We start from the raw sequence: 26,049 nt of genomic DNA on the forward strand, positions 1-26,049 counted from the left end.
AGCGCAAAACCCCTTGTTTTGCGCGAGAAACGTCAGCTCTGAGACCCAGAACCCGGTCTTCTTGATAGGTCGAAGTGCCCGGGCCAATCGGCGTACCGGATCCGGCTGATCTCCCGGATCTCACCCAGCGTCGACCACTCGTCCTTACCGAGCCGGGCCAGCGGCCGCAACAACCGAACCTCCGGCCGGCCATCGGCCAGCACCGCCTCGTCGACCGCGATCGCCCGCACCTGCCCGATCACGACCGTGCAGTCTCCGAGCTCCAACGTCGTGTGCAACGTGCACTCGATCGCCACCGGCGACTCGGCCACGCGTGGGGCTTCGACGGTTCGCGACGGCTCCGGCGTGACCCCGATCGCCTCGAACTCCGACACCTCCGGCGGGAAGTTCGTCCCCGACGCGTTCACCTGCTCGAACAACCCCTCGGCCGCGAAGTTCACCACGAACTCCCCGGTCGCCTCGACATTGTTCAAACTGTCCTTCCGCCCCACCGACGTGAACTGCACCATCGGCGGCCGCACACACGACACCGTGAAGAACGAGTGCGGCGCCAGATTCAGCACCCCATCCGCCGACCGGCTCGACACCCACGCGATCGGCCGCGGCACCACCACCGAGTTCAACGTCGCATAGATCTCCCGCGACCCGACCTGCTCCGGATCCAGCTCAACTCGCACACCCGCAGTACATCAAACCGTTGGACACCATCCGCTCCCCCCGTCGAAGATCACCGAGATGGATCGAATCCTGGCCGACGTACGCCAACTGGCAGTCCGGTACGGCGTCTCTTCGGCTGACGTGGCCGAAGTCCCCGGTGGTGTTGCGAACCGCGGTTTCGTTGTCGGGCCGCGACTGTTCGTCCGGGTGGCGAGGGTTGGCTTCGAAGACGACCTCCGGAAGGAAACCCTCGTCGTACCGCTGGCCCGCAAGGCCGGCGTCCGAACCCCAGCCATCCTCGAGTACTCCGAGAGCCGCGCGCTGGTCGTGATGGAACGAATCCACGGCACCGAGCCAGTCACCACACCCTCCGAGGTCGTCGTCGACCTGGCCCGCCTGCATTCCACCGAACGCCTTTCGCTGCCCGGAGTCCCCACGGACGGCTGGGGCGAACCACGCACGACCGTCGAAGACCTTGCCGTGCGTGGATATCTGGACACCGGCACAGCCGACTGGTTATTGGGTTGGTTCGATCGCCTAGAACAACGCTTCGACCGCTCGGCACCACTTGTCCTACTCCACGGAGACGTTGCCCCCCACAACCTTCTCGTCAACCCTGCCACTGGCAGCTTCGAAGCCCTCATCGACTGGGGCGACGCCGCCTGGGGACCCCGCGCCTACGACTTCGCCAAACTCCGCCTGACCGAAGTCGCCCACCTACTCCCCAAATACCTCACCGCAACAGCCAATCCTGTCTCCGACGACGAACTAGCCGCCGGCATCCTCTACCTCCACCTCTCCTGGGCCCTAGGCAAACTAACCGCCGCCCCCTGGCCCGCCCAACGCCACTGGACCGCCCCACCCACCAGCCGCCTCCTAAACCTCCTAGCCTTCTTCACCACCACCCCACCCCACCCCTGGCCCACCCTCACCTAACCCCGCCCTCGGTCACATGCCAGCCGACCGCAGGTCCCCCGGAACACATCACCACCCGACCAACAGGACGTACACGCCAAATCGCCCCTGCCCCCCACCCCCGCCAAACGTCCCAGGCCGCCTGCCACCCCTACACGTCCTGTCGCTGCGCACATCCCCCCGCCACTCAAATGCGGCCGGCCCCCACGCCGACGCTCGCCCGCCGCCGCGGCCCGGCTGCACAGGAGGTGGCGGGCCCGGCCCTGTGGCGGAGCTGCTTGGCGAGGCCGGCGACCGCATGCCCATCGACACCGCCGACGCACGTCCGCTGCACGCGATGCCTCCGGCTAACGGGCTCCGGTTGCCGCCGGTGAAATACGTCATCTGACAACTAACCGCCGCAGCTGGGCCCGGTTGCGTGCGGTCAGCCGGCCGACAACGGGTGCGACCGCGTCGCCCGAGACCTCGGGGGTGTCTGGCGCGTTAGTGGGAACGAAATCGGCGGCGTCTGGACCCGAAATCTTCCGGCTAACGCAAGACTCGAGCCTCACTCACCTCAGCCACAGCCCGTCAGCCCCAGACGAGGTGGAGCCGCGGTCGCCGGGCCACGCCAACCAGCCCAGCCACCCGCGTGGCCCGCCCTCTGGTTTCTGTCGGCCGCCTTTGGTGGTCGAGTCGGGGTGCAGGTCCGAAAGGACTCGGCCGGGGACGTCCGCGGTGGCTGATCGCCGCTTCCGGCCGACCAAAAAGAAAGCGTGGCGGGGCGCCGCGGTGGCTGAGGTGGATGGCGAGGCCCGGTGACCGCGGCTCCCCGTCGCCTGGGGTTGCCGGGTTGTGGTTGGCGTGCGGGAAGGGGCCTGCTGGGAGCCGAGCCGAGCCGAGCCGAGCCGAGCCGAGCCGAGCCGAGCCGAGCCGAGCCGACCGGGCGAGCCGCCGACCGGGGCCGACCGGGGCCGATGGAGCCGACCGGGGCCGACCGGGGCCGACCGGGGCCGAACGAGGCCGAACGAGGCCGAACGAGGGCCAACGGGGCGATTGGGGTGGAGCCGGGCCTGTGCTGGTCCGGATCGGGATGAATGCCAAGCCGATTCGGGGGCAGATTGTCTCCACGCCGTGCCCGTTCGCTAGTCGGTAATAAATGGGCAAATGGCGCCCAAAAGTTTCCGATCAACGAAGGTCGCCTCGATGTGGCGAGGATCCGGGACGACGCGTTGGGGGAGGTGGCTCCTTGCCGTCAATCTGTCGTGTGGGCTGGCTTCTGCGGTCCTCTCGCGTGGGCGGGCTTAGGCGATGGGTTGGGGGATCTGGATCTGCGGTTGCCGCGCTCGGGTCCTGGCGAGTGCGGGTGGACCTCGCCAGGACCGGCGATCGGCGATCAGGTAGTGCGGGTCGTACTGCTCGGTGGGTTGCTCGGTCTCGCGGATTCGGGGCTTAGGCTCGTTGACCCGCTTGTACTACTGCGGGAGCGGATCCGCCCCGCGATCCCGGTCTCCTCGTGGGTGGTGCACGTCCTGCCCGAACCGGCTTGGGGGAGATTGTTGAGCCGGATAGGGCGAATATCGACCCCGGTTTGCCAGCCGGGCGGACGTCCCGGCGGTCTGGGCGCCCGCGATCGCCCACTTGTCGGGCGACGGCAGTTCGCCTACCCAGCTTCAGGCGGAAACCACAGGCGACCAGCGTTCGCATCATCCGATCGACAGGATGTGTACGCCGAATTGGGCTGGTCGCCGCCTTTGCTGAGCGTGCCGATGGCGACTAGTAGGTCTATACGTCCTGTCGTTGCGCAGATCGCGTGAGCAGGCACGCTCGGATGCAGCCGGAGACGTACGGCGGTGGGTGTTCGCCGCTGCGGCCGGCTTGCAGAGGAGGGGTGGCGGAGCGGGGCTGTGGCTGAGCTGCATGGCGAGGTCGGCGATCGTGTGCCGATTGCCCGTGGCTAACGGGCTTCGGTTGCCGTCGGCGAGATACGTCGTCTGACAGCTGACCGATGCAGGAGTTTGGGGGCTACCCGTCGCTTCAAGACGGCGGGCTGTGGGTGGTGAGCCGACGGCGTCGTCCTGCTCCTCAGCCCATGCAGCCCATCACCACCCCGGCTGCTCCTCAGCCCACGCAGACGACTACCAGCCCCCTGCTCCTCGGCTCGCTCAGTCAACCACCACCCCCGCTGTTCCTCAGCCCATTTAGCCAACAACCACGCCCGCTGCACCTCGGACGACCTGAAGAGCCGTCACCGCGCCGGGCGACTGCTGGACAGTGGCAGCCGCGCGGGACTGCTGTTCGGTGCGGCGGCCACGACGGGGGAATTTGTTCCGCGGCAGCCACGGGGGCGTGTCTAGCTTCTAGGACTCCGTTGCCGGCTGCGGCGACCACAGCCCGTCAGCCTGGGCAACGCACGCTTTGGTCGCCGAGCTCGCGATGCAACTCAGCCACAGGTCTGCCTCGCCGTCCCGTTGGTAGCCAGCCGCAGTCAAGGGGCTGGCGGTGATGTTCCACAAAGGACGCGTAGGCACGGGTGTCGGTCGGCTGAGGATGTGTTGCGGTCTCAGGTGGCTTCGGCGGGGAGGGAGCTTACGAGGGTGGTTAGTTGGGGGGAGAGGGCGAGGGTGGTGGGGGTGGAATGGGTGGTGGCTGGGTGCCAGGTGGGGTGGCCGGTGGGGGTGAAGGTGACTAGGTGGATGTCGGGGGAGAGGGGGCCGGGGGCATGGGAGTGGGCTCGGGCGGCTAGGTGGAGGAGGTGGCCTAGGGCTGGGAGGACGGAGAGGTCCTTCACGATGTGGATCAGGAGGAGGTCTCGGGAGGGGACGGCGGCTAGGACGGCGGAGGGGAGGGTGGGGAGGTTGAGGGTTTCGTGGAGGACTGTGTCCAGGACCAGGGCTCGGGAGGCGGTGAAGGAGTCGCCGGTTAGGCGGGCGATCTGGACGTCGTCTTCTGCTAGGAGTTCTAGGTGGTCGGGGCGGCGGCGGAGGTTGGCTAGGCCTAGGGCTTCGGCGGCTGACCAGGTGAGGCCTAGGTCTGTTGGGTCGAGGTACATGGTGACGGTTTCGTCTTGCTGGGTGGCGGGGACGGAGAGGAGGCCGGGGAGTACGTCGGGGCGGCTGCCGACCCAGTTGGGTGGGAGAGAGGTGCGGGGGACCAGGCGCTGGATGAGTTGGGCGGCGGGGTTGTCGGGGGGATCGGGGACGCCTTGGTCGAGGCGGCGGAGTAGGTCGGTGAAGTGGATGTCGATGAACTGTGGCCAGTCGTCCGGATCCTGGTGGGCGATGGCTCGGGCCAGGTTGGTGAGGCCGAGGATCGGGCCGGGGCCAGGGGAGAACAGGGCGCCGGCCTCATAGAGCAGGTCGAAGCCGAGTCGGCGGCAGGTGGACAGGGCTAGCGTGACCAGACGGTCGACCTGGGCGGCGGTCAGGGGGCTCAGGTAGGCGTCGGTGGGGGTTTCGGTGGTTGTCATGGGCACCTCCTCGACAGAGAAAGTACGAGGATTCGCCCCCGCCCCAACCGCCCAATCCGAACCTGTGGACAACTTGGTCGGTACTCTGCGGCCGGGACCGAACCGGTCCCGGGACCGAACCCGGTCCGGAGTGAAGGAGAGACCAGATGTCCAGCATCCCGGCGTCGCGGCCGACCTCGGTGACTCGGCTGTCGTTGTCGCACATCACGGCGCAGAACGAGACGAACCTGCTCGGTACTGTGCACGGCGGCGTGATCATGACGCTGGTCGACTCGGTCGCGGGGGTGGTCGCGGCGCGGCATTCCGGTGGGCCCGCGGTGACCGCGTCCATGGACGAGATGACGTTCCTGGTGCCGGTCCGGGTCGGGGACGTCGTGCATTTCACCAGCCAGGTGAACTGGACCGGCCGGAGTTCGATGGAGGTCGGGGTGCGGATCACCGCCGACCGGTGGGACGCGGTCGGACCCGAGGTGCACGTGGCGTCGGCATACCTGGTGTTCGTGGCGGTCGACGCGGATGGCAAGCCGCGTGAGGTGCCGCAGGTCGTGCCGGAGACCGACGAGGAGCAGCGCCGGATGCGGGAGGCGGAGATCCGCCGCAGTCACCGGCTGGCCAAACGGCAGGCGATCATCGCCTCGCGCGAGCAGGATCAAGCGCAAGCGCAGGCGGCAGGCGACGAGGCCGCGGGATGAGCTGGTTCTCGGGCGCCCGGCGGCATCCGTCTGCCGTCCTGCTCATCGTCCAGTTGCTGGGTGTGGTGATCTACCCGCTGACCCAGGACTCCCAGGCGGGCCGCGTCGGCTTCGAGATCATCGGCATCGTCGTACTGGTGCTCGCGGTCTTCTCCGTGCGCGCCACACCGGGTCTCACCTGGATCAGCATCGGCCTCGGCATTCCAGCTGTCGTCCTCTCGCTCATCGACGTGTACAACTCCAGCGACACGGTGGTGGCCGTCTCCGCCGTGTTGCACGCGGCCTTCTACTTCTACGCGGCCTACAGCCTGCTGCGCTACATGCTGTCCGACCATGACGTCAGCACCGACGAGCTCTACGCGACCGGTGCCACATTCACCTTGGTGGCCTGGGGTTTCGCCTACCTGTACGTCTTCGTCCAGGTCCTCGTCCCCGGCAGCTTCATCGCAGCGGTTGCCCCCGGCAACGACCGGACCTGGATGGAGCTGCTCTTCCTGAGCTTCACCACCCTGTCCAGCACCGGCCTGAGTGACGTCGTACCGATCACCAACTGGGGTCGCTCGGTCGTGATGCTCGAGCAACTGGCAGGTCTCGGGTACGTCGCCATGGTCGTGTCCCGCCTGGTCGGCCTGACGATCTCGCGCCGCAACGCTTAAGCCTGAAGGCGTGGCCACCCGGCAAGCATGTCGGCGGCAGCGCGGCCGGCGACCTCGGTCGCATTCGCCATCGCTGCAACCCGGAAACTGACCAACGCACCCTCGTGGAGCAGCAGCAGCCGATCAGCCAGCTCGCCGGGATCCGCCATCCCGGCCAGCCGTGCCTGCGCTTCGAACTCGGACCGCATCCACTGCTTCTGCCCCACGATCACCGGCATCGCCGGATGGTCAGGCGCCGCGAGCTCGACACTCGCGTTGATGAACCCACACCCGTTGCGCGACCCCGCAACCCAGTCCGTCAGCGCCGCGAACAGAGCCAGTACGACGTCCTCCGGCGTCTGCGGTGCGCGCTCCGCGAGCTGCTCATCCAGGAACTCGTGCCACACGCGGTTCCGATGCTCCAGATACGCCGCAATCAGCCGATCCTTCGAACCGAACCGGTCGTACAGGGTCTTCTTCGTCACGTCGGCCGCCGCCGCGATCGTGTCCACTCCGACCGTCCGGATGCCCTGCTCGTAGAACAGGGTCGAAGCCGCCGCCAGGATGCGCGTCCCGGCCGGGGTCAGCCGGTCCGCCACCGGCACTTCGCGGTCGACGAGCAGTCTCATCTGCTGAACAGGCATACTGACAGTATACCGACCGGTGTGGTTACTGTCGGGGAATGACAACCCAGGCAGTACGACGTACGCCGGATCTGCGCCTGATCACGCTCGCCGCGGGTGCCGGGTTCGTCGTGTTCTGGAGTTCCGGGTTCATCGGCGCCGGCTGGGGGACGCGGTACACGAACGCGTTCGACCTGCTGGCTTGGCGCTACCTGGTCGCCGCAGCACTCGGCGCAGTGATCCTGAGCATCCGCCGACCCCGGATGACCCGCCGCGACCTCGTCACGCAGGTGTGGATGGCAGTCCTGACCCAGTTCGTCTACCTCGGTGCGATCTTCACCGGCATCGACCACGGCATCACCGCCGGAGCGACGGCGTTGATCGGCTCGCTGCAACCGCTACTGATCGCGACTGTCGCCGGTCCGCTGTTGGGCGAGCCGGTCAGCCGACGTCAATGGGCCGGACTGGTCATCGGGCTCGGCGGTGTCGCTCTGGTGGTCGCAGATGATCTGAATGCCGGCCACGGCTCGCTGCTGCTGTTCCTGATCCCGCTGCTCGGCCTGCTCGGTCTGGTGGCCGGCACCGTTCTGGATCGTCGCCGTCAATCAGCCGTCAGTTCACTCGATGCCGTCTGTGTTCAGAGCATGGTGTCGGCAGTGCTGTTCGTCACGTTGGCTGCGTCGACTCACCAGCTCAGCGTTCCGCAGCAGCCAGGGTTCTATGGCGCTGTGCTGTGGCTGGTGCTGTTGGCAACAGGCGGCGGCTGGGGCTTGTTCTTGGTCAATTTGAAGCTTTCCGGAGCTACGCGGGTCAGCGGCCTGCTCTATCTGGTGCCCCCGACCACGATGCTGCTGGCCTACTTTGTGCTGGACGAGAGCATCGGAGCGCTTGCTGTGCTCGGCATGTTGGTCTGTGCGGTTGCAGTCCTGCTGATTACGCTGCGGGCATGGCGGAACCCCGATGGCTGAACGAGAAAGAGGCGCGTGCGTGGCGAGCGTTCATCGCTGCCCAACGCGTGGTGAACAGCCGGATCGAGCAGCAGCTACAGCGTGACGCCGGGATTCCACACACGTACTACGAGATCCTGGTGCGGCTGTCCGACGCAGCAGACGGCCGGTTGCGGATGAGTGAGCTCGCGATCGCGACGCTCGGTTCCCGGAGCCGCCTCTCGCACGCGGTCAACCGCCTGGAGCAGTACGGCTGGGTGCGTCGCGAAGGGATCGAGTCCGACCGCCGGGGTCAGGTGGCGATCCTCACCGACGTTGGTCGGCAGAAGCTGGTGGACTCCGCGCCCGGTCATGTCGAGGAGGTCCGCAGTGCGATCTTCGACGCGCTGAGTCCGGAGCAGGTGGAGCAGCTGTTCGACATCTGCACGGCACTGGCTGAGAACACCGGCCAGGACCGCTGATGACGCGGGCACGCGCGACAGCCCTCGTCGTACTGTCCGCGCTGTTGCTGGCCGGATGCAACGACAGCCAGTCCCCGCCGACCGCCGGCCCCAGCACAGTCCCGTCGTCGTCGGTACCGCTGCCACCGAAGACCACAGCGCAGCCAACGACGACCCCGACCGAGACACCGTCGGCACCCAGCTGTCTCGACGCGAAGCTGGAGAGCCTCACACTGCGCCAGCGCGCGGCCCAGCTGATCATGACCGGCATGGGCGCCAACGGCATGACCTCGGCGCAGCGGTCGATCATCCAGAAGCAGAAGCCCGGCGGCGTCCTGCTGCTCGGTCCGGGCGGCAGCCTGGCACACACCCGTACGGCGACCGCCGCCGCGACGACTGCCGCCACGGTCGACGGTATCCGGCCGCTGGTGGCAGCGGATCAGGAAGGCGGTCAGGTCCAGCGTCTGAAGGGCTCTGGCTTCACCCGCATCCCATCGGCGACGGTGCAAGGCACGTGGACGAGTGACAAGCTCACCGCCCGGGCGACGCAGTGGGCCGGCCAGCTCAAGCAGGCCGGGGTGAACACCAACCTCACACCGGTGGCCGACGTCGTACCGGCGTCTCTGAAGAAGCAGAACGCGCCGATCGGCAGTCTGGACCGCGAGTTCGGTAACACGGCGGCAGAGGTCGGGCCGCCGGTGCAGGCGTTCGTCCGGGGGATGGCCGAGAGCGGTGTGATCACCTCGGTGAAGCACTTCCCCGGCATCGGCAAGGTCAAAGGCAATACCGACTTCTCGGCGAACGTGTTCGACAACGTCACCGTCCGCGGCGACGACGACCTGCAGCCGTTCGCGGACGGGATCGAGGCCGGCAGCGAGATGCTGATGGTCTCCACAGTCACGTACAACAAGATCGACCCCGACAATCGCGCAGCGTTCTCCAAGACCGTCATCCAGGGCATGATCCGCGGCGACCTCGGGTACGGCGGCGTTGTGATCACCGACGATGTCGGCGCGGCGGCGAACGTGGCGAGCGTGCCGGCCGGTCAGCGTGCGACCCGGGTCATCGCAGCTGGTGGCGACATCGTCATCAATGGCGCAGCGAACCTCACGGCCGCCATGGTGAACGCACTGGTCGCGAAGGCCCAGCAGGACAAGGCGTTCGCCGCACAGCTCGACCAGAGCGTACGGCGGGTGCTCGCGCTCAAGCAGAAGCACGGTCTGGTGACCTGCTGATGCCGGAGGAGCAGGAGCCTGATTACCGGTTCACTCTGGCCAACGAGCGGACCTATCTGGCGTACCTGCGGACATCACTGGCCTGTTATGCCGGTGGACTCTCGGCTGTGCAGTTCCTCGACCTCGGACTGGACCGCTGGCCGGCCCGCATCATCGGACTGATCCTGGTCAGCGCCGGACTGGTCACGACCTTCGGCGCACTGCGCCGCTGGCAACAGAACGTGGTCGCCATGCGGCGCGGTGAGCCGTTGCCGGTGACCAGGCTGCCCCTGATGCTGGCGGCAACCATCGCTGTGGCCGGTGTGGTGGGCCTGATCTTCGCAATGTGGCGATGAGCACACCGGACCCCGGACTGCAGCCTGAGCGCACCCTGCTCGCCTGGCGCCGGACCTCGCTCGGCCTGATCGCCAACGGCATCCTGCTGCTTGCCTCCGGCCACGGTTCGTCCGACGTCCGCACCGGCCTGGGCATCGTCGTACTGGTGCTTTCACTGGGCTGCTGGGCGGCGGTGAGCGCTGTTTACCGGCATGCGAAGGGTGCCGCGGTCCCGGCCCTGGGCCAGGACCGGGTGCTCCGGATCGCCGCCGGACTGGTCCTGGTGGTCGGTCTCTTCGACCTGTATGCCGTGGTCACACGCTGATACCAATTGATTACTCGCTAGTCATCTCCTAGTGAACTAGTTCACCCCGACGCGCTACGTTGACCCCGCGGATGCAAGAACCGCGGGCTGTTCCCCCTAGCATGATCAACGGTTTGTCCCTCGTTCACCCGGAGCTTGAAGTGCCGTTACGTCTGCGTCCGAACGACCCGACGTTCTACGACCTTTTCACCGAGTCCGCCAACCACCTCGTGGACGGAGCTCGCATCCTCGCCGAACTGCTCGGCAGTACGGCGGGCACCGGCCTGTCGGCCAGTCATCAGATCGCCGTCCAGATGAAGGACGCCGAACACGCGGCGGACGAGACCACGCACTCGATCATCCGCAGGGTGAACTCGACGTTCGTGACCCCGTTCGACCGCGAGGACATCTACCGGCTGGCCTCCGACCTCGACGACGTCATGGACTTCATGGAGGAGGCGGTGGACACCGTCCACCTCTTCAACCTGGAGAAGCTGCCGGAGGAGGTCGCCGAGCAGATCGAGGTCCTGCAGCGGGCCGCGCAGTTGACCGCGGAGACGATGCCGCGGCTGCGCACCATGAAGGACCTGGCCGAGTACTGGATCGAGATCAACCGGCTGGAGAACACCGGTGACGCGGTGCACCGCCGGATCATCGCCAAGCTGTTCAGCGGTGAGTACGAGACGCTCACCGTGCTGAAGCTGAAGACCGTGGTCGACCTGCTGGAGGCTGCGATCGACGCGTTCGAGCACGTCGCCAACACGGTCGAGCAGATCGCCGTCAAGGAGAGCTGAGCGTGGAGTTCGCGCTCGTCATCGCGGTCGTCGTGATCGCGCTGGCCTTCGACTACACCAACGGCTTCCACGACGCGGCGAACGCGATCGCGACCTCGGTCTCGACCCGGGCGCTGACTCCTCGGGTCGCCCTGGTGATGGCCGCGGTCTGCAACTTCCTCGGCGCGCTGCTGGGCACCGAGGTGGCCGAGACCGTCGGCAAGGGGATCATCAACACTCCGGCCGGACAGCACGGCCTGGTGGTCGTCATCGCCGCCCTGATCGGCGCGATCACCTGGAACCTGATCACCTGGTACTTCGGTCTTCCCAGCTCGTCGTCGCACGCTCTGATCGGCGGTCTGGTGGGCGCCGGTCTGGCCTCGTCGAGCGTGGTCCTGTGGACTGGAATCGTCGACAAGGTCGTCATCCCGATGGTGCTGTCACCGGCCATCGGCTTCCTCGGCGCCTTCGTGCTGATGACCGCGATCCTGTGGATCTTCCGGCGCAAGAACCCTGGCAGGACCACACGGGGCTTCCGGCTGGCGCAATCGCTCTCGGCGGCCGCGATGGCGCTCGGGCACGGCCTCCAGGACGCCCAGAAGACGATGGGCGTCATCTTCCTGGCGCTGCTGACCACCGGTCACGTGTCCAAGGGCGACGGCATCCCGCTGTGGGTCAAGCTGTCCGCCGCGACCGCGATCTCGCTCGGCACGTACTCCGGCGGCTGGCGGATCATGCGGACCCTCGGCCGCCGGATCATCCACCTCGACCCGGCCCGCGGCTTCGCCTCCGAGGCGGTCGCGGCCTCGGTGCTGTACGTGATGGCGATCGGCCTGCACGCGCCGGTCTCCACGACCCACACGATCACCAGTGCGGTGATGGGCGCCGGCGCCACCAAGCGCCTGTCCGCCGTCCGCTGGGGCGTCGCGAAGGGCATCATCACCGCCTGGGTGCTGACCATCCCGGCGGCCGGCCTGGTCGCCGCCGGCTGCTACGGCATCGCCCACCTGATCCTCGAGTAACCCAGCAATCCCATTCATTTCGAATTCATCCACCACCCCTACGGTCGGACGAGGCCACAACTCGTCCGCCGAGGGATGTGATCGAGATGGATCTGTCGTTTCTCGTCGTCGTGGTGATCATCACCGCGCTGGTGTTCGACTTCACCAACGGCTTCCACGACACCGCCAACGCGATGGCGACGTCGATCGCCACCGGCGCGCTCAGACCCAAGGTCGCGGTCGGACTGTCCGCCGTACTGAACCTGGTCGGGGCGTTCATCTCCACCGAGGTGGCCAAGACGATCTCGAGCGGACTGGTCGACGACACCCTCGTCACCGTCCCGATCATCTTCGGCGGCCTGGTCGGAGCGATCCTGTGGAACCTGCTGACCTGGTACCTCGGTCTGCCGAGCTCGTCGTCGCACGCGCTCTTCGGTGGTCTGATCGGGGCGACCTGGATCGCGGCCGGTAGCGGCGCGGTCAACTTCGGCACCGTGGTGCAGAAGATCATCGTCCCGGCCGTCGCCGCACCGATCGTGGCCGGAGTGGTCGCCCTGCTGGGCACCTACCTCGCGTACAAGATCACTGCGCGCGCCCGGAAGAAGAGCGTCAACGACGGCTTCCGCGCCGGTCAGATCGCCTCCGCCTCGCTGGTCTCACTGGCGCACGGCACCGGTGACGCGCAGAAGACGATGGGCATCATCACGCTGGTCCTGATCACCTCCGGCAGCCTGGCGCAGGGCTCCCGGCCACCGCTGTGGGTGATCTTCGCGGCCGGTATGGCGATCGCCCTCGGCACGTACCTGGGCGGCTGGCGGATCATCCGCACGATGGGCAAGGGGCTGGCTGAGATCGAGTCGCCGCAGGGCTTCGCCGCGGAGACCAGCTCGACCGCAGTGCTGCTGGCGTCGTCGCACCTGGGCTTCCCGCTCTCCACCACGCAGGTCTGCTCCGGCAGCATCCTGGGCGCCGGTCTAGGTAAGCGGCTGGCCGAGGTGCGCTGGACAGTGGCCGGCCGGATGGCACTGGCCTGGCTGTTCACGCTGCCCGCCGCCGCGATCGTTGGCGCGCTGGCCGGCCGCGTGGCGAACTCCGGCAACCTCGGGGTCGCGCTGATCGCCGTACTGGCTGTGGGTGCCGGTGGCGGCCTGTACGTCGCCTCTCGGCGCAAGCCGGTGACTTCGTCCAACGTGAACGAGTACCCGAGCACCCGGGCCGCCTCCTCGGCGACCGCGGCGGTCTGAGAGGAGTAGGGCGATGCACATCAACTGGACCGGTCTTGGTGAAGTGGCGCTGGTCAGCCTGCTCTTCGGAGTGGGGCTGGCGGTGCTGTTCGCCTTCGGAGTGACAGCTATGGGTCGGCGCGCGGTGGCAATCGACGAGAAGCGGCCGCCGGCGATGCTGGACACCGCAGTGGCGTCGCTGTGCTTCGCAGCGTGCCTAGCTGCGGTGCTCTACGGCCTCTACCTGATAATCCCGCAATTTCATTAAAAGGGCACAGTCACTAGCGGTTCCACCGACGCACTGCCTTGGCCACGTCCTTGGTGCGCACCGCGTCGAGGTTCTGCTCCCAGGCTGCAAAGAGCCGGTCGCCCAGCTCGCCCGCGTCCAGACCAGCCTGGGGACGGACCGCCACGGCCCACGTCGCTGCGGCAGCATGACCCTGCTGGTGCAGCAGGTGGTTGACCGTGGCCTCGATGCGCTGCCGGTTCTCACCGGTCAGGCCGCGACCGGCCCACTCCTGCAGGATGGCTGCGTCATCGGCAGTCATCTGAGCCAGATAGGTCAGCGGACCACGCCAGTAGCCGCGGTGGCCGATGCTGTCCAGGCTCTCCAGCGGGAACCAGCCGTTCGCGCAGCGCCGCCCGTTGACCGCAGCCTCGACCTCGCGCGCCCGCTCTGCATCCAGGCCCTGGCTGGACCAGTCGATGAAGTAGCCCCCAGCGTCCGGGAGGTGCTCCGCCACGTGTGGCGCGATCTGCAGCGTCCCGGGATCGAACAGGCGCAGTTCTTCCGGTGATTCGAACAAAAACCTTCCCCCGCCCAGCACAAGGCAAGCAGCACAGAAATCCCCCAGATTCCTGCCTTGTCAATAACAAGTGCCCTTCGTACCCTCATCGACCGCCGAGGGTCAAGGCCTTGTCCGGAGTTACTACCGCCGCTCCGCGCGCCGCGCGAGCTCCTCGCGGTCCAGCCGATCCGCCTCTTCAGGCGTCGGCGCAGACCCGCCATAGGCCGCCGGCAACCACCACGCGCCCGGCGGCTGCTCCGGGTAGGCGCGGATGGTGTCGTCGAGCATCTCGGCCATCTTCGAGCGCAGTACGGCGGTCGCCGCGACCGGATCGTCGTCCGTGGTCACGGACATCGGCGTACCGACGGTGATCGCGATCGTGCGGTGCCGGGAGAAGTCCTTCGGGTGGTCCTTGGTGAGCATCCGCTGGGTGCCCCACAGGATCAGCGGAATCACCGGTACGCCGGCCTCCGCGGCCATCCGGACCGTGCCGGACTTGAACTCCTTGAGCTCGAACGACCGGCTGATCGTCGCCTCCGGGAACACGCCGACCACCTCACCGGCGCGCAGGTGCCGCAAAGCATGCTCGTACGACGCCGCTCCCGCACCGCGGTCCACCGGGATGTGGTGCATCCCACGCATCAGCGGACCGGACCAGCGGTTGCGGAACAGCACCTCCTTGGCCATGAACCGGACCAGCCGCTTGCTCGGCAGAGCGCCGTACCCGCCCAGGATGAAGTCGACGTAGCTGATGTGGTTCAGCGCGATCACCGCACCGCCGGTCCGGGGCACGTTCTCGGTCCCGGAGAGCTGGAAGTTCACGTCCAGCACCTTGAACGCCGTACGGGCGAAGCCGACCACCGGTGGGTACACAAAGTCGCGCATCCACGAATGCTACTAAGCTGCCGGTGATAACTAGAGATCGCGGGAGCTCGCACCGTAGTGGGCTGAGAGGGCGGCTGGAGGATTCCGGCGCCGCCGACCGCCGAACCTGTCCGGGTAATTCCGGCGTAGGGAGCAGCAAGTGACAACCATCGGCACCGTACGACCGACTGTCACCACCGGCCCGATCTCGGGCTCCGAGAAGATCTACCGCGGCGAGCTGGGAGTCCCGGCGCGTCGTGTCCACCTCACCAACGGCGAGCACTTCGATCTGTACGACACGTCCGGGCCGTACACGGACGCGACCGCGCAGATCGACGTACAGACCGGTCTGCCCGCGCTGCGGCGCGAGTGGATCGCCGGCCGGGCGAACCTGACCCAGCTGGCGCATGCGCGAGCCGGCACGATCACCGAGGAGATGCGGTACGTCGCCTTGCGGGAGAACATGGATCCGGAGTTCGTCCGGTCCGAGGTGGCCCGCGGCCGGGCCGTCATCCCGGTGAACCGGCGGCACCCGGAGGTCGAGCCGGCGATCATCGGCAAGAAGTTCCTGGTGAAGGTGAACGCGAACATCGGCAACTCCGCCGTCAGCAGCTCGATCGAGGACGAGGTCGAGAAGCTCGTCTGGGCCACCCGCTGGGGCGCAGACACCGTGATGGACCTGTCCACCGGCAAGAACATCCACGAGACCCGTGAGTGGATCCTGCGGAACTCGCCGGTCCCGATCGGCACCGTGCCGCTCTATCAGGCGCTGGAGAAGGTGAAGGGCGACCCGGCCGCGCTGAACTGGGAGGTCTACCGCGAGACGGTGGTCGAGCAGTGCGAGCAGGGCGTCGACTACATGACCGTGCACGCCGGCGTACTGCTGCGGTACGTGCCGCTGACCGCCCGGCGGATCACCGGCATCGTCTCGCGCGGCGGCTCGATCATGGCCGCGTGGTGCCTCGCGCATCACCAGGAGTCCTTCCTGTACACGCATTTCGCCGAGCTGTGCGAGATCCTGCGTGAGTACGACGTGACGTTCTCACTCGGCGACGGATTGCGCCCGGGCTGTATCGCGGATGCGAACGACGAGGCCCAGTTCGCCGAACTGCGGACGCTGGGGGAGCTCACCAAGATCGCCTGGGAGCACGACGTACAGGTGATGATCGAGGGCCCGGGACACGTGCCGATGAACAAGATCGCGGAGAACGTGCGGCTCGAGGAGGAGCTCTGCGGCGAGGCGCCGTTCTACACCTTGGGGCCGTTGGCAACCGATGTGGCGCCGGCCTACGACCACATCACCAGTGCCATCGGTGCGGCGCAGATCGGCTGGCTCGGTACGGCGATGCTCTGCTACGTCACGCCGAAGGAGCACCTCGGCCTGCCGGACCGCGATGACGTGAAGACCGGTGTGATCACCTACAAGATCGCCGCCCACGCTGCCGATCTGGCCAAGGGGCATCCGGGAGCGCAGGCCTGGGACGACGCGTTGTCCACGGCCAGGTTCGAGTTCCGCTGGGAGGATCAGTTCAACCTCTCGCTGGATCCCGACACCGCGCGGTCCTACCACGACGAGACGCTGCCGGCCGAGCCGGCCAAGACCGCACACTTCTGCTCGATGTGCGGGCCGAAGTTCTGCTCGATGCGGATCACCGCTGATATCCGCGCCTACGCCGAGGAGCACGGCCTGACCTCGACCGAGGCGATCGAGGCCGGCTTCACCGAGATGTCCGAGACCTTCAAGGCCAAGGACAGCAAGCTCTACCTGCCGCTGGCGGACTGAGCAACGGGCCCTCCGAAACCGCGGTCTGAAGCGGTTTTGGAGGGCCCTCGGGCGCGAAAACCGGCCTTTTCAGCCTTACGCGCTGTGAAATTGGCGCGCGCGTCGAGATGCCGAAGTGGCCGGTTTGAGCGGAGAATTGGGGAATCAGCTGTCCCGCGGGGTGATCACCGAGAGTGATTGGGTGAACCGATTCAGGTTTTCGCCTTCACTCAGCGTGAATAAGACTGTAGCCTTAACTCCGTTGGAAGGAGGTGCGGGACAGTGCTCTTCGTTCTCACGGTAGATCAGCGAGGCAGCAGAATCAGCGGCGATCTCGTACCCGAGCTACTGATCAATCTGAACCGCAGACCCCGCGTGCCCGGACTGATCCGCAAGTTCGAGCGGACCGCCGGCGACGAGGTCCAGGGCGTGCTTTCGGAGGCCAAGGCAACCATCGACCTGGTCGTCGAGCTGCTCCGCCGCGACTCCTGGTACGTCGGGCTTGGGATCGGCGACGTCATCGAGCCGCTCCCGCGTAGTACCAGGGCGGGTAACGGGGACGCGTTTGTCCATGCCCGGGACGCGGTGACGAAGGCGAAGTTCAGCCCGCACCATGTCAATGTGTGCGGATCCGACGCCCAGCTTGCCGATCAGGTGGAAACGGTGCTGTGGTTGATGGCGTCGGTACTGCGCCGGCGTAGTGACCGCGGGTGGGCCGTCGCCGACCTGCTGGCCGAGGGACTGACACGACGGGAGATCGGCGTGAAACTGGGGATCAGCCAATCTGCGGTAACCCAACGGGCTCAGGCGGCCGGAGTGGCCGAGGAGCAGCGTGGCCGGGTGCTGGCGTCCGAACTGCTCAGTCGCGCCGAGGTCGCTGCGTGACGGCACTTGTCCTGGCGCTCACGGCCGGTGGGCTGCTGTTCGCCGTACTGGCCTGGGTGCCGAAGGCCGGTGCCACGCTGGAGATCGTGCTCAGCGGCATCATGCTTGCCTGTGGCGTCGCGGTCGGTCTGGTGCTGCTCTCCGGCGACGGTGTGGCGTCCTGGCCGGAGCGCTGGTGGAACGTATTGCTTCTACTGGCTGGCGGGCTCGCAGTGACCGGTGGCGGCCCGCTGACGACCTCTGTGCTCGCTCTGGTGGACCGGGGCAACACTCGGGCGCAGTCGACGCAGAAGGCCGGTGAGGTGCTGCGAGGCGGCGCTCTGATCGGTTCACTCGAGCGTGGTGCGATCTTCGCGGCCCTGGTGGCCGGCTGGCCGGAGGGGCTGGCCATCGTGCTGGCGATCAAGGGACTGGCCCGCTATCCCGAGCTGCGCAGTCCGGACCAGCCCGCCTCCGTCACTCCGCAGGCGGTCGCGGAGCGCTTCATCATCGGCAGTTTCACCAGTGTGCTCTGGGCGGTGACCTGTGCCGGGTTCCTGCTGTCCCACTGACCGCTAGCGCTGGGTGTCGATCACGACGTACGTGTTGAGCACCTTGTCGTGCAGGGTCTGCTTCTTCTCGTCCCAGAGCGGCCACAGTACGTCGATCAGCGGGGCGTAGGCGAAGACCCAGCTGAGGAGCTCGCGGCCGAGCGCCTTACCCGGGCCGACCGGCTGGTTGTAGACACCGTCGATCAGACGGATCTTCAGCACGCTCTTTCCGATGCTCTGCCCGGTGTTGCCCTGGCGGAACACGCGGTTCCACAGCCACAGACCGAAGCTGATCGCCATACCGGCCAGGAACGCGAGCACGGCCCAGGCCTCCGGTGCGTCGTTCTCCAGGTCTGCCCGGGAGAAGACGTTCACGATGAACAAGATGTAGCCGATGGCAACGGGGAGGTTTTGGATCAGCCCGTCGACGAGCCCTGCCCCGACCCGCGGCCCCCACTCCGCCAGCGGAGCCCATTCGTTGTTCGGCTGAAAGTACGGTGCAGTCATTGGTGTGTCCTGTCTCAGGTGCTGACGACGATGTCGTTGACGACTTTGTCGTGCCAGGTCTGCTGCTTCTCGTCCCACAACGGCCAGAGCAGGTTGATGAAGCAGAGGTAGTTGAAGAAGTAGGCGCAGATCTCGCGGCCGAGGTTCGCGCCGAATCCGATCCGTTCGCCGGTCTCGATGCTGATCACCCGGCTGCCGGTGATTTTCTTGCCGAGCGACTGGCCGGTGCGGCCCTGCTGGATGACCCGGTTCAGGAACCAGATCACGAAACTGCCCAGGAATCCCAGCGACAGCGGAGCTCCGGCGGCATCCGAGGTGTGCATCGCGATGGTGACGATCAGCCCGATCCCGGCCGGAATCCCCTGCACGAAACCGTCGATCAGGGATGCGCCGACGCGCGTTGTGAAGCCGACCGGATCACCGGGGAGCGCGTAGCGGAAGTTGCCCTGTCCCGAAGGGCCTTGCCCATAAGGGTTGTAGCCCGGCTGGATCTGCCCACCCGGCTGGAACCCGCCACCAGGCTGGCCCGGCGGGTACTGGTTGGGCTGACCAGGCGGGTACTGATTCGGCTGACCGGGCGGCGTTGGGCCGCCGTACGGAGGGGTGGTCACCTGGGGTTCCTCTCTGGTGCACTGCTGCGGGCTGCAAGGCAGGTTACTGTGGTGCGGTGAGCGATGGCGTCGTAATCCGCCCTACGGGACCGGTCGTGCCGGTGGACCGACGGGTGCAGGGTCTCGCGCTGGTAGGGGTCGGCGGCTTCGCGCTCGCCGGGGTCTACCAGCTGACCGGGCTCGGCATCCCGTGCATCCTGCACGCCACCACCGGTCTGAACTGTCCACTCTGCGGATCGACCCGGATGGCTGCCGCCTTACTCCGTGGCGATCTGAACGCCGCCTGGCACTTCAACCCCGTCGTACTGGTCCTGGGACCGCTGATCGGCCTTGCCGTCGGCTATCAGGTGCTGGCGTGGGCCCTGGAGGCGCTGCGGCTGGTGAAGCTGCCCCGGATCAGCATGAGCCCGCGGGTCGTGGACTGGCTCACCAAGGCCGTGATCGCCTTGATGATCGTGTACGGCGTCGCTCGCAACCTGAACTGAAGAGCGCCGGGTAGCGACTGCTACCCGGCGCCATTCGAGCGTGAACGTCAGCGGCCGACGAGACCGGTGGCGTACGAGATGATGCCGAGGACCAGGAACGCGATACCGCCGATCCAGGTCACCTTGGCCAGCGTGTCCGACTGGCCCTGCTCGCGGTACTTGCTCTGCGCGAACAGACCCAGACCGATGGCGGCCGGGGAGCAGCAGAACCAGCACACGATGCCGATGATCGACAGGATCATCGGGGTGTTGCTCGGGGCAGCCTGTGCACCGTAGCCGTAGCCCTGGTTCTGGCCGCCCGGGTAGGCGCCGTAGCCACCGGCTGCCGGCTGACCCGGCTGCTGGCCGTAGCCACCGGCACCCGGCTGCTGCTGGCCGTAGCCCGGAGCCTGCGGGGGCTGCTGGCCGTAGCCCGGCTGCTGCTGCCCATAGTCGGGCTGCTGCGGCTGGCCGTACTGCCCGGGCTGACCCGGGTAGGAACCAGGCTGCTGCTGGCCGTAGCCAGGCTGGCCGTACTGCCCCGGCTGGCCGCCCGGAGTCTGGCCAGGAGTGTCCTGGGGGTCGTTCTGATCATCGCCGGGAGGCGTCGGAGTGCTCACCACAGTCCCTTCTGAGACATCGAAGAATCCCCGCAGACTATCTGGGCCACGGGTTCAGGGTCACGTACCCGCGCCGCCGGGCGCGGGTCCGTGATTCTCTGTGATCAGCCGAAGCGGCCGGTGATGTAGTCCTCGGTGGCCTTCTCGGTCGGATTCGAGAAGATCTGCTTGGTGGCCGCCATCTCGATCAGCCGGCCCGGCTTACCGGTCGCGGCCAGGTTGAAGAAGGCCGTCTGGTCCGAGACCCGGGCCGCCTGCTGCATGTTGTGCGTGACGATCACCACGGTGAACCGGTCCTTGAGCTTCTCGATCAGGTCCTCGATCGCCAGCGTGGAGATCGGGTCCAGGGCCGAGCAGGGCTCGTCCATCAGGATCACCTCGGGCTCGACCGCGATCGCCCGGGCGATGCACAGCCGCTGCTGCTGACCGCCGGACAGACCGGCACCCGGCTTGTCCAGGCGGTCCTTGACCTCGTTCCAGAGGTTCGCGCCCTTCAGCGACGACTCGACCACCTCGGCGAGCTTCTTCTTGTCCTTGACCCCGTTGAGCTTCAGGCCGCTCGCGACGTTGTCGAAGATCGACATCGTCGGGAACGGGTTCGGCCGCTGGAACACCATGCCGACAACCCGCCGTACGGCGACCGGGTCGACGCCGTTGGCGTACAGGTCCTGCTGGTCCAGCAGCACCTTGCCCTCGACGCGGGCCCCCGGGATCACCTCGTGCATCCGGTTCAGGGTCCGCAGGTAGGTGGACTTGCCGCAGCCGGACGGGCCGATGAACGCGGTGACCGAGCGGGGCTCGATCGTCATCGACACATCCTCGACGGCCTTGAAATCGCCGTAGTAGACGTTGAGGCCGCTGACCTCGATGCGCTTAGCCATATCGACTCAGAACCTCTCTGACTATTTCGACTTGATGGTGCTGAACCGGGCAACCAGCCGGGCCAGCAGGTTGAGGGCAAGGACCAGGAGAATCAGCGTCAACGCCGCCGCCCAGACGCGATCCGCGGCCGGCTGCAAAGCCAGCTCGGTGCGGTCCTGGTTGATCATCGTCGGCAACGCGCCCTGGAACCCGTCGAACGGATTCAGGTTGATGTTCTTCGAGTAGCCGACCAGGATCAGCAGCGGCGCGGTCTCACCCATCACGCGAGCCAGACCGAGCATCACGCCGGTGACGATGCCGCCGAACGCGGTCGGCACGACCACTTTCAGGATCGTCTTCCACTTCGGCACCCCGAGCGCGTACGACGCCTCCCGGAGCTCGTCCGGTACCAGCTTCAGCATCTCCTCGGTGGACCGCAGCACGACGGGCATCATCAAGAGCACCAGCGCGAGCGACACAGCGAATCCGACCCGGTTGAAGCCAAGAATCGTGATCCAGACCGCGTAGATGAACAGTGCGGCGACGATCGACGGGACACCGGTCAGGATGTCGATCATGAAGCTGACCGCCCGCGCGGTTCGGGTGCCCTTGCCGTACTCGACCAGGTACACCGCGCCCATGATCGCGATCGGGACCGCGATAACCGTGGTGATCAGCGACATGATCAGGGTGCCCATGATCGCGTGATAGGCGCCACCACCTTCACGCCGTACGGTGACGCCGCGCTGGGACTGGCTCCACCAGTCCGCGCTCAGCAACAGGTGGTAGCCCTTGCTGACAACGGTCCAGAGGATCCACACCAGCGGGATGATCGCGATCACGAAGGCTGCGACAATCAGCACGGTGGCCAGCGTGTTCTTGAATGCACGGGCCCCCGACTTCCCGGTGAGGTCCAGCTCCTTGCCGTCGTACGCCGGCCTGTTCTCGACGACTGCGGTCATGACGAGGCTCCTTCGGCGGCGGCCGTCGTACCGGCGCGGCGGTTGCGCTTCGGGCGCTTGGCGCCGGGCGCGCTGCGGGCGACGATCAGGCGGGCCGCGGAGTTGACCAGGAAGGTCACTACGAACAGCACCAAGCCGGCCGCGATGAATGCGCCGGTCTTCTCCGGTGAGTCGAACTCGGCGGCGTTGTTGGCGATCTTCGACGCGAACGTCTCACCACCGGCGAAGATCGAGGGGTTCCACGGATCGTTGCCGTTGGGGACGGTCAGGATGATCATGACGGCGACGGTCTCGCCGAGCGCCCGACCGAGACCGAGCATCGCGGCGCTGGTGACGCCTGAGCGTCCGTACGGCAGGACTGCCATCCGGATCATCTCCCACTTGGTGGAGCCCAGTGCCAGCGCGCCCTCGCGGTGCGAGATCGGCGTCTGCGCGAAGATCTCCCGGCTGATCGCGGTGACCACCGGCAGGATCATGATGGACAGCACCACTGACACCGTGAAGATCACGCCGACGTTGTCGCCGATCGGCTTCTTGAACAGCGGGATCCAATCCAGGGCTGACGAGATGCCATTGATCACCGGCAGCAGGATCGGTGCGAAGAACAATGCACCCCACAGGCCGTAAATGATCGACGGCACGGCGGCCAGCAGGTCGACCGCGTGCGCGACCGGCGCCGCGAGTCGCTGCGGCGCGTAGTACGTGATGAACAGCGCGACCCCGATCGCGACCGGGACTGCGATCAGCATCGCGATGATCGAGCTGATGACCGTGGTGTAGAACAGGGCCGCGATACCGAACCGCGGCTCGGCGCCGCCTGGCTCCCAGATCCGGGAGAACAGGAAGCTGCTCTTGTCGTCGGCCAGCGCGGGAATCGCCAGGGCCAGCAGGAAGATGCCGACGAACGCGACGATCGCGATGACCAGGCCGCCGGATCCGCGGGCCAGCCCGGAGAACAGCCGGTCGCCGAGGTGGGCGACCGGGCCGAGCTCGAGCTTCTCCTTGCCCTGCTCGCCGGTACCGTCGACTGCTGGCGCGGCCGCGGGGCGGCCGCCGTCATGCTCGTCGGTCAACGTCTCGAAGTGCACGGACGCCGGGCCGGTGGTGTCGACCAGGTCCTCGATCCGTGGTTCTGCTCCGGAGGCAGCCGGTTCCGCCGGCCGGTCGGGCGGTTCCGTGCCGTCTGGACTACTCATTGATGGTGCTCCAAGCGCCTGGGGTCGTCGTCGGGCTGTGTGCGGTGCGGGATGACGAGGCGAAGCCCCGGCCGTCGTCCGAGGAACTCGGGACCGGCCGGGGCTCGCTTCACTGCTTTGTCGTAATCAGCGGATCTGCTGGATCAGCTGATCGTCTGGATGGCTGCGTCGACCTTGGTCCGGATCTCCTCCGGGAGCGGCGCGTAGTTCAGCTCGGTGAGCGCACCCTGGCCGTCCTTGCCGGCGAAGTAGGTCAGGAAGCTCTTCACCAGCGCGGTCTTCTCGGCCGGCAGGCCCTTGCTGCAGGCGATCTCGTAGGTGACCAGGATGATCGGGTAGGCCCCGGCCTCCTTGGTCGCGTAGTCCAGCTTCAGCGCCAGGTCGGACCCGGTGCCGGCCGGCTTCGCGGCGGCCAGCGCCTTACCGGCGGACTCGGCGGTCAGCTCGACCGGGGTGCCCGAACCGTTGTCGATCTGCGCGACGCCGAGCTTGTTGTCGACGGCGTACGACCACTCGACGTACGTGATCGCGTTCTTGGTGCTCTTGACGCCCTCGGCGACACCCGCGGATTTCTCCTTGCCGGCGCCGGTACCGGTCCACTTCTTGGCCGGCTCACCCTTCCATGCGCCACCACCGGCGGCCTTCAGGTACTTGGTGAAGTTCTCCGTGGTGCCGGACTCGTCCGAACGGAAGAACACCGAGATCGGCGCCGACGGCAGCGTGACGCCCGCGTTCAGCTTGGCGATCGCCGGGTCGTTCCAGGTCTTGATGTCACCCTGGAAGATCTTGGCGGCGGTCGCGCCGTCCAGGACCAGCTTCTGCACGCCGTCCAGGTTGTAGGCGATCGCGACCGGGCCGATGACCATCGGCAGGTTCAGCGCCGGGTTGTTCGCGCACCGCTTCGCAGCCTGCGCGGCCTCCGGCTCGCCGCCGTCCTTGGACTCGGTCTTCAGCGCCGAGTCCGAACCGGCGAAGTCGACCTGGCTGGCGTTGAACTGCTTGATACCCGCGCCGGACCCGGTCGCGTTGTAGTTCACCGTGACCTTGTCGCACGTCTCGTTGTACTTGCTGATGACCTCTTCGATCGCGTTCTTCTGCGCCGAAGAGCCCTCGGCGTTCAGGGTGCCCTGCGGGCACTCCGCACCGGTCGAGGAGGAACCCGTGCTCGGGCTCGAGGAGCCGGACGGCTCCGGGTCACTGCCACAGGCGCTCAGAGCGAGCACACCGAGGGATGCCACGGCGACGGAGCCGACGCGGAGCAGGCGATTCACGGACACGAGAGTGTTGCCCTTCTGCGGGAATCAGACTTCTGAACTTCCACAGACGGTAGGGAGACCACGTGACTGAACGGCCCGTCGCCGGTAAACGACCGGTGAACGGTTCCAGCACCGTAAACGACGCCCGGCGTGCCACCAGGCAGCCATCAGGTGAACTGAGTTAGCGCCCGTCACTCTCCGTGCATCAAAACGATCATTTGCTCACGTTTCGGTAACACTCAGCGCACCGTCAAGGTGAAGGGCTTACTCGTCGTCAGCAGCACCGGCAGCCCGCTGACGGTCAACGGCGGGGTTGCGATCCGCCACGTCGTGGTCCCGCGCCGGGTGGCCTTGATCGGGACGATCGCGGCCCCCTTCTTCAGTGGTACGGCCCGAACATACCGCCACTGCTTCCCGTTCCACTGCTGCAGGGCGGCGTTCATCGCGATCTCCGGCAGCACATGGACGTTCAGCTTGGTGATCTGCCCGAGCTTCGGCCGCGACGACTCGAATCGGGTGATGATCATGTTCGAGATCGTCCGTGAGGACTTCGTCGAGCTGGACGCGGCCGGGGTGAGGTTGATGTACATCTGCTCGACCCGCTTCAGTCCAGGCACCCAGATCCGGTACTGGCGGCCGCCCAGCGATCCGATCGGGGTGTTGATCGGGTCGTCGTTGGAGTACCCGGCGAACCTGCCGTAGGTCTTCCAGGCCGCACTGCTGGTCGGCCGGGCCTGCAACTGCACCGAGTAGAAGTAGTTGACGCCCAGGCTGCTGGTCAACGAGGCCTCGATCAGCAGATCGTCCCCGTACGGCACCTGCGCCGCTACGCCGGAGATCCCGGTCTGCGCCGTACCGACGTTCACGACGCGTTCGTGCCAGGGGCCGTTGCCGTCCTGATGCAGGAACGACGCACGCCATTCGTTGCCGGCGTACATCGAGATCGTCCACGGCCGGGGCCGAGCCGGTACGACGAAGCTTGTCGAGCCGACCGGGATCGAGATCTGCTCCTTCGTCGGTGATCCGGCCGGGCCGACCTTGACGCCGAGGTACTCCTCGGAGGCCGGCCGGTCCAGCGGGTCGTTCGGAGTCAGGTCCTCGACCGCGGGCTGCCGCCACTTCAGCCGCACCGAGCCGTCGGCCAGCAGGTCCGCGTCCTCGACGAACGGGTACACCGGAATGCGCGCGTCGAACAACGGGCTGGCCCCGGCCGCGCTGAGCTCCTGACCGGCACCTCGCGAGGTGACCTTGATACGAATCCGATCGCGGTCGAGGAATCGGGCCGCCATCACGAGCTCATTGGCCTGGTCGGCGGTGGTCGTGGCGATCCGGTAGACCAGGCCGTCGTCCACGTACTCCTCCTGGATCACGTTCGCTTCGCCGTTGTCCTTCCAGGTCACGCGAATCGTGTTGCCGTCCCAAGCCACCTGTACGTCGGTGGGCGCGTCCGGGGCAGCTGCCCAGGCCGACGGGGAAAGACCTGCGGTGAGCAGGGCCGCGGTGGTCGCGGTGGCGAGGAGCTTGCGCATCAGAGG

General features: G+C 67.0%; 29 protein-coding genes. 16 read left to right on the forward strand and 13 right to left on the reverse strand.

Annotated features, from left to right (window positions below; genetic code table 11):
- Nucleotides 1-32: 32 nt before the first annotated feature.
- Nucleotides 33-677 (reverse strand): flavin reductase family protein, encoded by a 645-nt coding sequence (locus ABD231_RS30330; RefSeq protein ID WP_344159370.1) that lies wholly within the window; start codon nucleotides 675-677, stop codon nucleotides 33-35.
- 58 nt (nucleotides 678-735) lie between these two features.
- On the opposite strand from ABD231_RS30330, the gene ABD231_RS30335 reads away from it, so the two are divergent.
- On the forward strand, nucleotides 736-1,593 hold the full coding sequence (locus ABD231_RS30335; RefSeq protein ID WP_344159373.1) for a phosphotransferase family protein: 858 nt from the start codon (nucleotides 736-738) through the stop codon (nucleotides 1,591-1,593).
- A 2,521-nt stretch (nucleotides 1,594-4,114) separates the two neighbouring features.
- Here the strand turns inward: ABD231_RS30335 and ABD231_RS30340 are convergent.
- Entirely contained in the window at nucleotides 4,115-5,020 is a 906-nt protein-coding gene (locus tag ABD231_RS30340; protein WP_344159376.1) for a DUF1444 domain-containing protein, read from the reverse strand.
- Between the two features lie 146 nt (nucleotides 5,021-5,166).
- On the opposite strand from ABD231_RS30340, the gene ABD231_RS30345 reads away from it, so the two are divergent.
- Nucleotides 5,167-5,712, forward strand: a complete 546-nt coding sequence (locus ABD231_RS30345; protein ID WP_344159379.1) for an acyl-CoA thioesterase — start codon at nucleotides 5,167-5,169, stop codon at nucleotides 5,710-5,712.
- The gene (locus ABD231_RS30350) at nucleotides 5,709-6,368 is read left to right on the forward strand and encodes a potassium channel family protein (protein ID WP_344159382.1); all 660 of its coding nucleotides are present in this window, start codon (nucleotides 5,709-5,711) and stop codon (nucleotides 6,366-6,368) included. Before ABD231_RS30345 ends, ABD231_RS30350 begins: the two co-directional genes overlap by 4 nt.
- Here ABD231_RS30350 and ABD231_RS30355 read toward each other — a convergent pair.
- Entirely contained in the window at nucleotides 6,365-6,991 is a 627-nt protein-coding gene (locus ABD231_RS30355) for a TetR/AcrR family transcriptional regulator (protein ID WP_344159385.1), read from the reverse strand. The two genes, ABD231_RS30350 and ABD231_RS30355, sit on opposite strands and share 4 nt — an antisense overlap.
- Nucleotides 6,992-7,029: 38 nt before the next feature.
- Between ABD231_RS30355 and ABD231_RS30360 the strand changes: the two genes are divergently transcribed.
- The 9 genes from ABD231_RS30360 to ABD231_RS30400 all read left to right on the forward strand — a co-directional run bounded on the left by ABD231_RS30360 (nucleotide 7,030) and on the right by ABD231_RS30400 (nucleotide 13,476).
- Entirely contained in the window at nucleotides 7,030-7,938 is a 909-nt protein-coding gene (locus ABD231_RS30360) for a DMT family transporter (protein ID WP_344159388.1), read from the forward strand.
- Nucleotides 7,917-8,378, forward strand: a complete 462-nt coding sequence (locus ABD231_RS30365; protein WP_344159391.1) for a MarR family winged helix-turn-helix transcriptional regulator — start codon at nucleotides 7,917-7,919, stop codon at nucleotides 8,376-8,378. The genes ABD231_RS30360 and ABD231_RS30365 overlap by 22 nt, the downstream gene beginning before the upstream one ends.
- On the forward strand, nucleotides 8,378-9,592 hold the full coding sequence (locus ABD231_RS30370) for a glycoside hydrolase family 3 N-terminal domain-containing protein (protein WP_344159394.1): 1,215 nt from the start codon (nucleotides 8,378-8,380) through the stop codon (nucleotides 9,590-9,592). The genes ABD231_RS30365 and ABD231_RS30370 overlap by 1 nt, the downstream gene beginning before the upstream one ends.
- Nucleotides 9,592-9,927, forward strand: a complete 336-nt coding sequence (locus ABD231_RS30375; protein WP_344159397.1) for a YidH family protein — start codon at nucleotides 9,592-9,594, stop codon at nucleotides 9,925-9,927. The genes ABD231_RS30370 and ABD231_RS30375 overlap by 1 nt, the downstream gene beginning before the upstream one ends.
- A complete protein-coding gene (locus tag ABD231_RS30380; protein WP_344159400.1) occupies nucleotides 9,924-10,232 on the forward strand; it encodes a DUF202 domain-containing protein in 309 nt (102 codons plus the stop codon). The genes ABD231_RS30375 and ABD231_RS30380 overlap by 4 nt, the downstream gene beginning before the upstream one ends.
- 140 nt (nucleotides 10,233-10,372) lie before the next feature.
- Nucleotides 10,373-11,005, forward strand: coding sequence for a DUF47 domain-containing protein (locus tag ABD231_RS30385; RefSeq protein ID WP_344159403.1), 633 nt, complete (start codon nucleotides 10,373-10,375; stop codon nucleotides 11,003-11,005).
- 2 nt (nucleotides 11,006-11,007) lie between these two features.
- Nucleotides 11,008-12,006: an inorganic phosphate transporter gene (locus ABD231_RS30390; protein ID WP_344159406.1), complete on the forward strand. Its 999-nt coding sequence runs from the start codon at nucleotides 11,008-11,010 to the stop codon at nucleotides 12,004-12,006.
- Between the two features lie 86 nt (nucleotides 12,007-12,092).
- Nucleotides 12,093-13,229 carry an inorganic phosphate transporter gene (locus ABD231_RS30395; RefSeq protein WP_344159410.1) on the forward strand — a complete coding sequence of 379 codons (1,137 nt, stop codon included), beginning with the start codon at nucleotides 12,093-12,095 and terminating at the stop codon, nucleotides 13,227-13,229.
- 13 nt (nucleotides 13,230-13,242) lie between these two features.
- Entirely contained in the window at nucleotides 13,243-13,476 is a 234-nt protein-coding gene (locus ABD231_RS30400; RefSeq protein WP_344159412.1) for a hypothetical protein, read from the forward strand.
- 13 nt (nucleotides 13,477-13,489) lie between these two features.
- On the opposite strand, the gene ABD231_RS30405 is transcribed toward ABD231_RS30400, so the two are convergent.
- Nucleotides 13,490-14,014, reverse strand: coding sequence for a hypothetical protein (locus ABD231_RS30405; RefSeq protein WP_344159414.1), 525 nt, complete (start codon nucleotides 14,012-14,014; stop codon nucleotides 13,490-13,492).
- Between the two features lie 123 nt (nucleotides 14,015-14,137).
- Nucleotides 14,138-14,881, reverse strand: a complete 744-nt coding sequence (locus ABD231_RS30410) for a lysophospholipid acyltransferase family protein (protein ID WP_344159417.1) — start codon at nucleotides 14,879-14,881, stop codon at nucleotides 14,138-14,140.
- A gap of 139 nt (nucleotides 14,882-15,020) precedes the next feature.
- Between ABD231_RS30410 and thiC the strand changes: the two genes are divergently transcribed.
- The 3 genes from thiC (at nucleotide 15,021) to ABD231_RS30425 (ending at nucleotide 18,058) form a co-directional block, all read left to right on the forward strand.
- A complete protein-coding gene (gene thiC / locus ABD231_RS30415; protein WP_425554223.1) occupies nucleotides 15,021-16,643 on the forward strand; it encodes a phosphomethylpyrimidine synthase ThiC in 1,623 nt (540 codons plus the stop codon).
- 354 nt (nucleotides 16,644-16,997) lie between these two features.
- Nucleotides 16,998-17,507, forward strand: a complete 510-nt coding sequence (locus ABD231_RS30420; protein ID WP_344159419.1) for a SatD family protein — start codon at nucleotides 16,998-17,000, stop codon at nucleotides 17,505-17,507.
- Entirely contained in the window at nucleotides 17,504-18,058 is a 555-nt protein-coding gene (locus ABD231_RS30425; RefSeq protein ID WP_344159422.1) for a hypothetical protein, read from the forward strand. Before ABD231_RS30420 ends, ABD231_RS30425 begins: the two co-directional genes overlap by 4 nt.
- 3 nt (nucleotides 18,059-18,061) lie before the next feature.
- On the opposite strand, the gene ABD231_RS30430 is transcribed toward ABD231_RS30425, so the two are convergent.
- Both ABD231_RS30430 and ABD231_RS30435 read right to left on the reverse strand, forming a co-directional pair.
- Nucleotides 18,062-18,544 carry an RDD family protein gene (locus tag ABD231_RS30430; RefSeq protein WP_344159425.1) on the reverse strand — a complete coding sequence of 161 codons (483 nt, stop codon included), beginning with the start codon at nucleotides 18,542-18,544 and terminating at the stop codon, nucleotides 18,062-18,064.
- A 14-nt stretch (nucleotides 18,545-18,558) separates the two neighbouring features.
- On the reverse strand, nucleotides 18,559-19,155 hold the full coding sequence (locus ABD231_RS30435) for an RDD family protein (RefSeq protein ID WP_344159428.1): 597 nt from the start codon (nucleotides 19,153-19,155) through the stop codon (nucleotides 18,559-18,561).
- Nucleotides 19,156-19,250: 95 nt separating this feature from the next.
- Between ABD231_RS30435 and ABD231_RS30440 the strand changes: the two genes are divergently transcribed.
- Nucleotides 19,251-19,640, forward strand: a complete 390-nt coding sequence (locus ABD231_RS30440) for a DUF2752 domain-containing protein (RefSeq protein ID WP_344159431.1) — start codon at nucleotides 19,251-19,253, stop codon at nucleotides 19,638-19,640.
- Between the two features lie 47 nt (nucleotides 19,641-19,687).
- On the opposite strand, the gene ABD231_RS30445 is transcribed toward ABD231_RS30440, so the two are convergent.
- From ABD231_RS30445 to ABD231_RS30470, 6 genes are all read right to left on the reverse strand, one after another.
- Nucleotides 19,688-20,239, reverse strand: a complete 552-nt coding sequence (locus ABD231_RS30445) for a hypothetical protein (protein WP_344159434.1) — start codon at nucleotides 20,237-20,239, stop codon at nucleotides 19,688-19,690.
- 104 nt (nucleotides 20,240-20,343) lie between these two features.
- Entirely contained in the window at nucleotides 20,344-21,120 is a 777-nt protein-coding gene (gene pstB / locus ABD231_RS30450) for a phosphate ABC transporter ATP-binding protein PstB (RefSeq protein ID WP_344159437.1), read from the reverse strand.
- Between the two features lie 21 nt (nucleotides 21,121-21,141).
- On the reverse strand, nucleotides 21,142-22,062 hold the full coding sequence (gene pstA / locus ABD231_RS30455) for a phosphate ABC transporter permease PstA (protein WP_344159440.1): 921 nt from the start codon (nucleotides 22,060-22,062) through the stop codon (nucleotides 21,142-21,144).
- Nucleotides 22,059-23,258 carry a phosphate ABC transporter permease subunit PstC gene (gene pstC, locus ABD231_RS30460; protein WP_344159443.1) on the reverse strand — a complete coding sequence of 400 codons (1,200 nt, stop codon included), beginning with the start codon at nucleotides 23,256-23,258 and terminating at the stop codon, nucleotides 22,059-22,061. Before pstC ends, pstA begins: the two co-directional genes overlap by 4 nt.
- A gap of 143 nt (nucleotides 23,259-23,401) precedes the next feature.
- Entirely contained in the window at nucleotides 23,402-24,529 is a 1,128-nt protein-coding gene (gene pstS, locus ABD231_RS30465) for a phosphate ABC transporter substrate-binding protein PstS (protein WP_344159446.1), read from the reverse strand.
- Between the two features lie 224 nt (nucleotides 24,530-24,753).
- Nucleotides 24,754-26,043 (reverse strand): hypothetical protein, encoded by a 1,290-nt coding sequence (locus ABD231_RS30470; RefSeq protein ID WP_344159448.1) that lies wholly within the window; start codon nucleotides 26,041-26,043, stop codon nucleotides 24,754-24,756.
- Between the last annotated feature and the right edge of the window lie 6 nt (nucleotides 26,044-26,049).

Origin of the sequence: Kribbella yunnanensis, assembly GCF_039529655.1 — a bacterium.
Lineage (GTDB): Bacteria > Actinomycetota > Actinomycetes > Propionibacteriales > Kribbellaceae > Kribbella > Kribbella yunnanensis.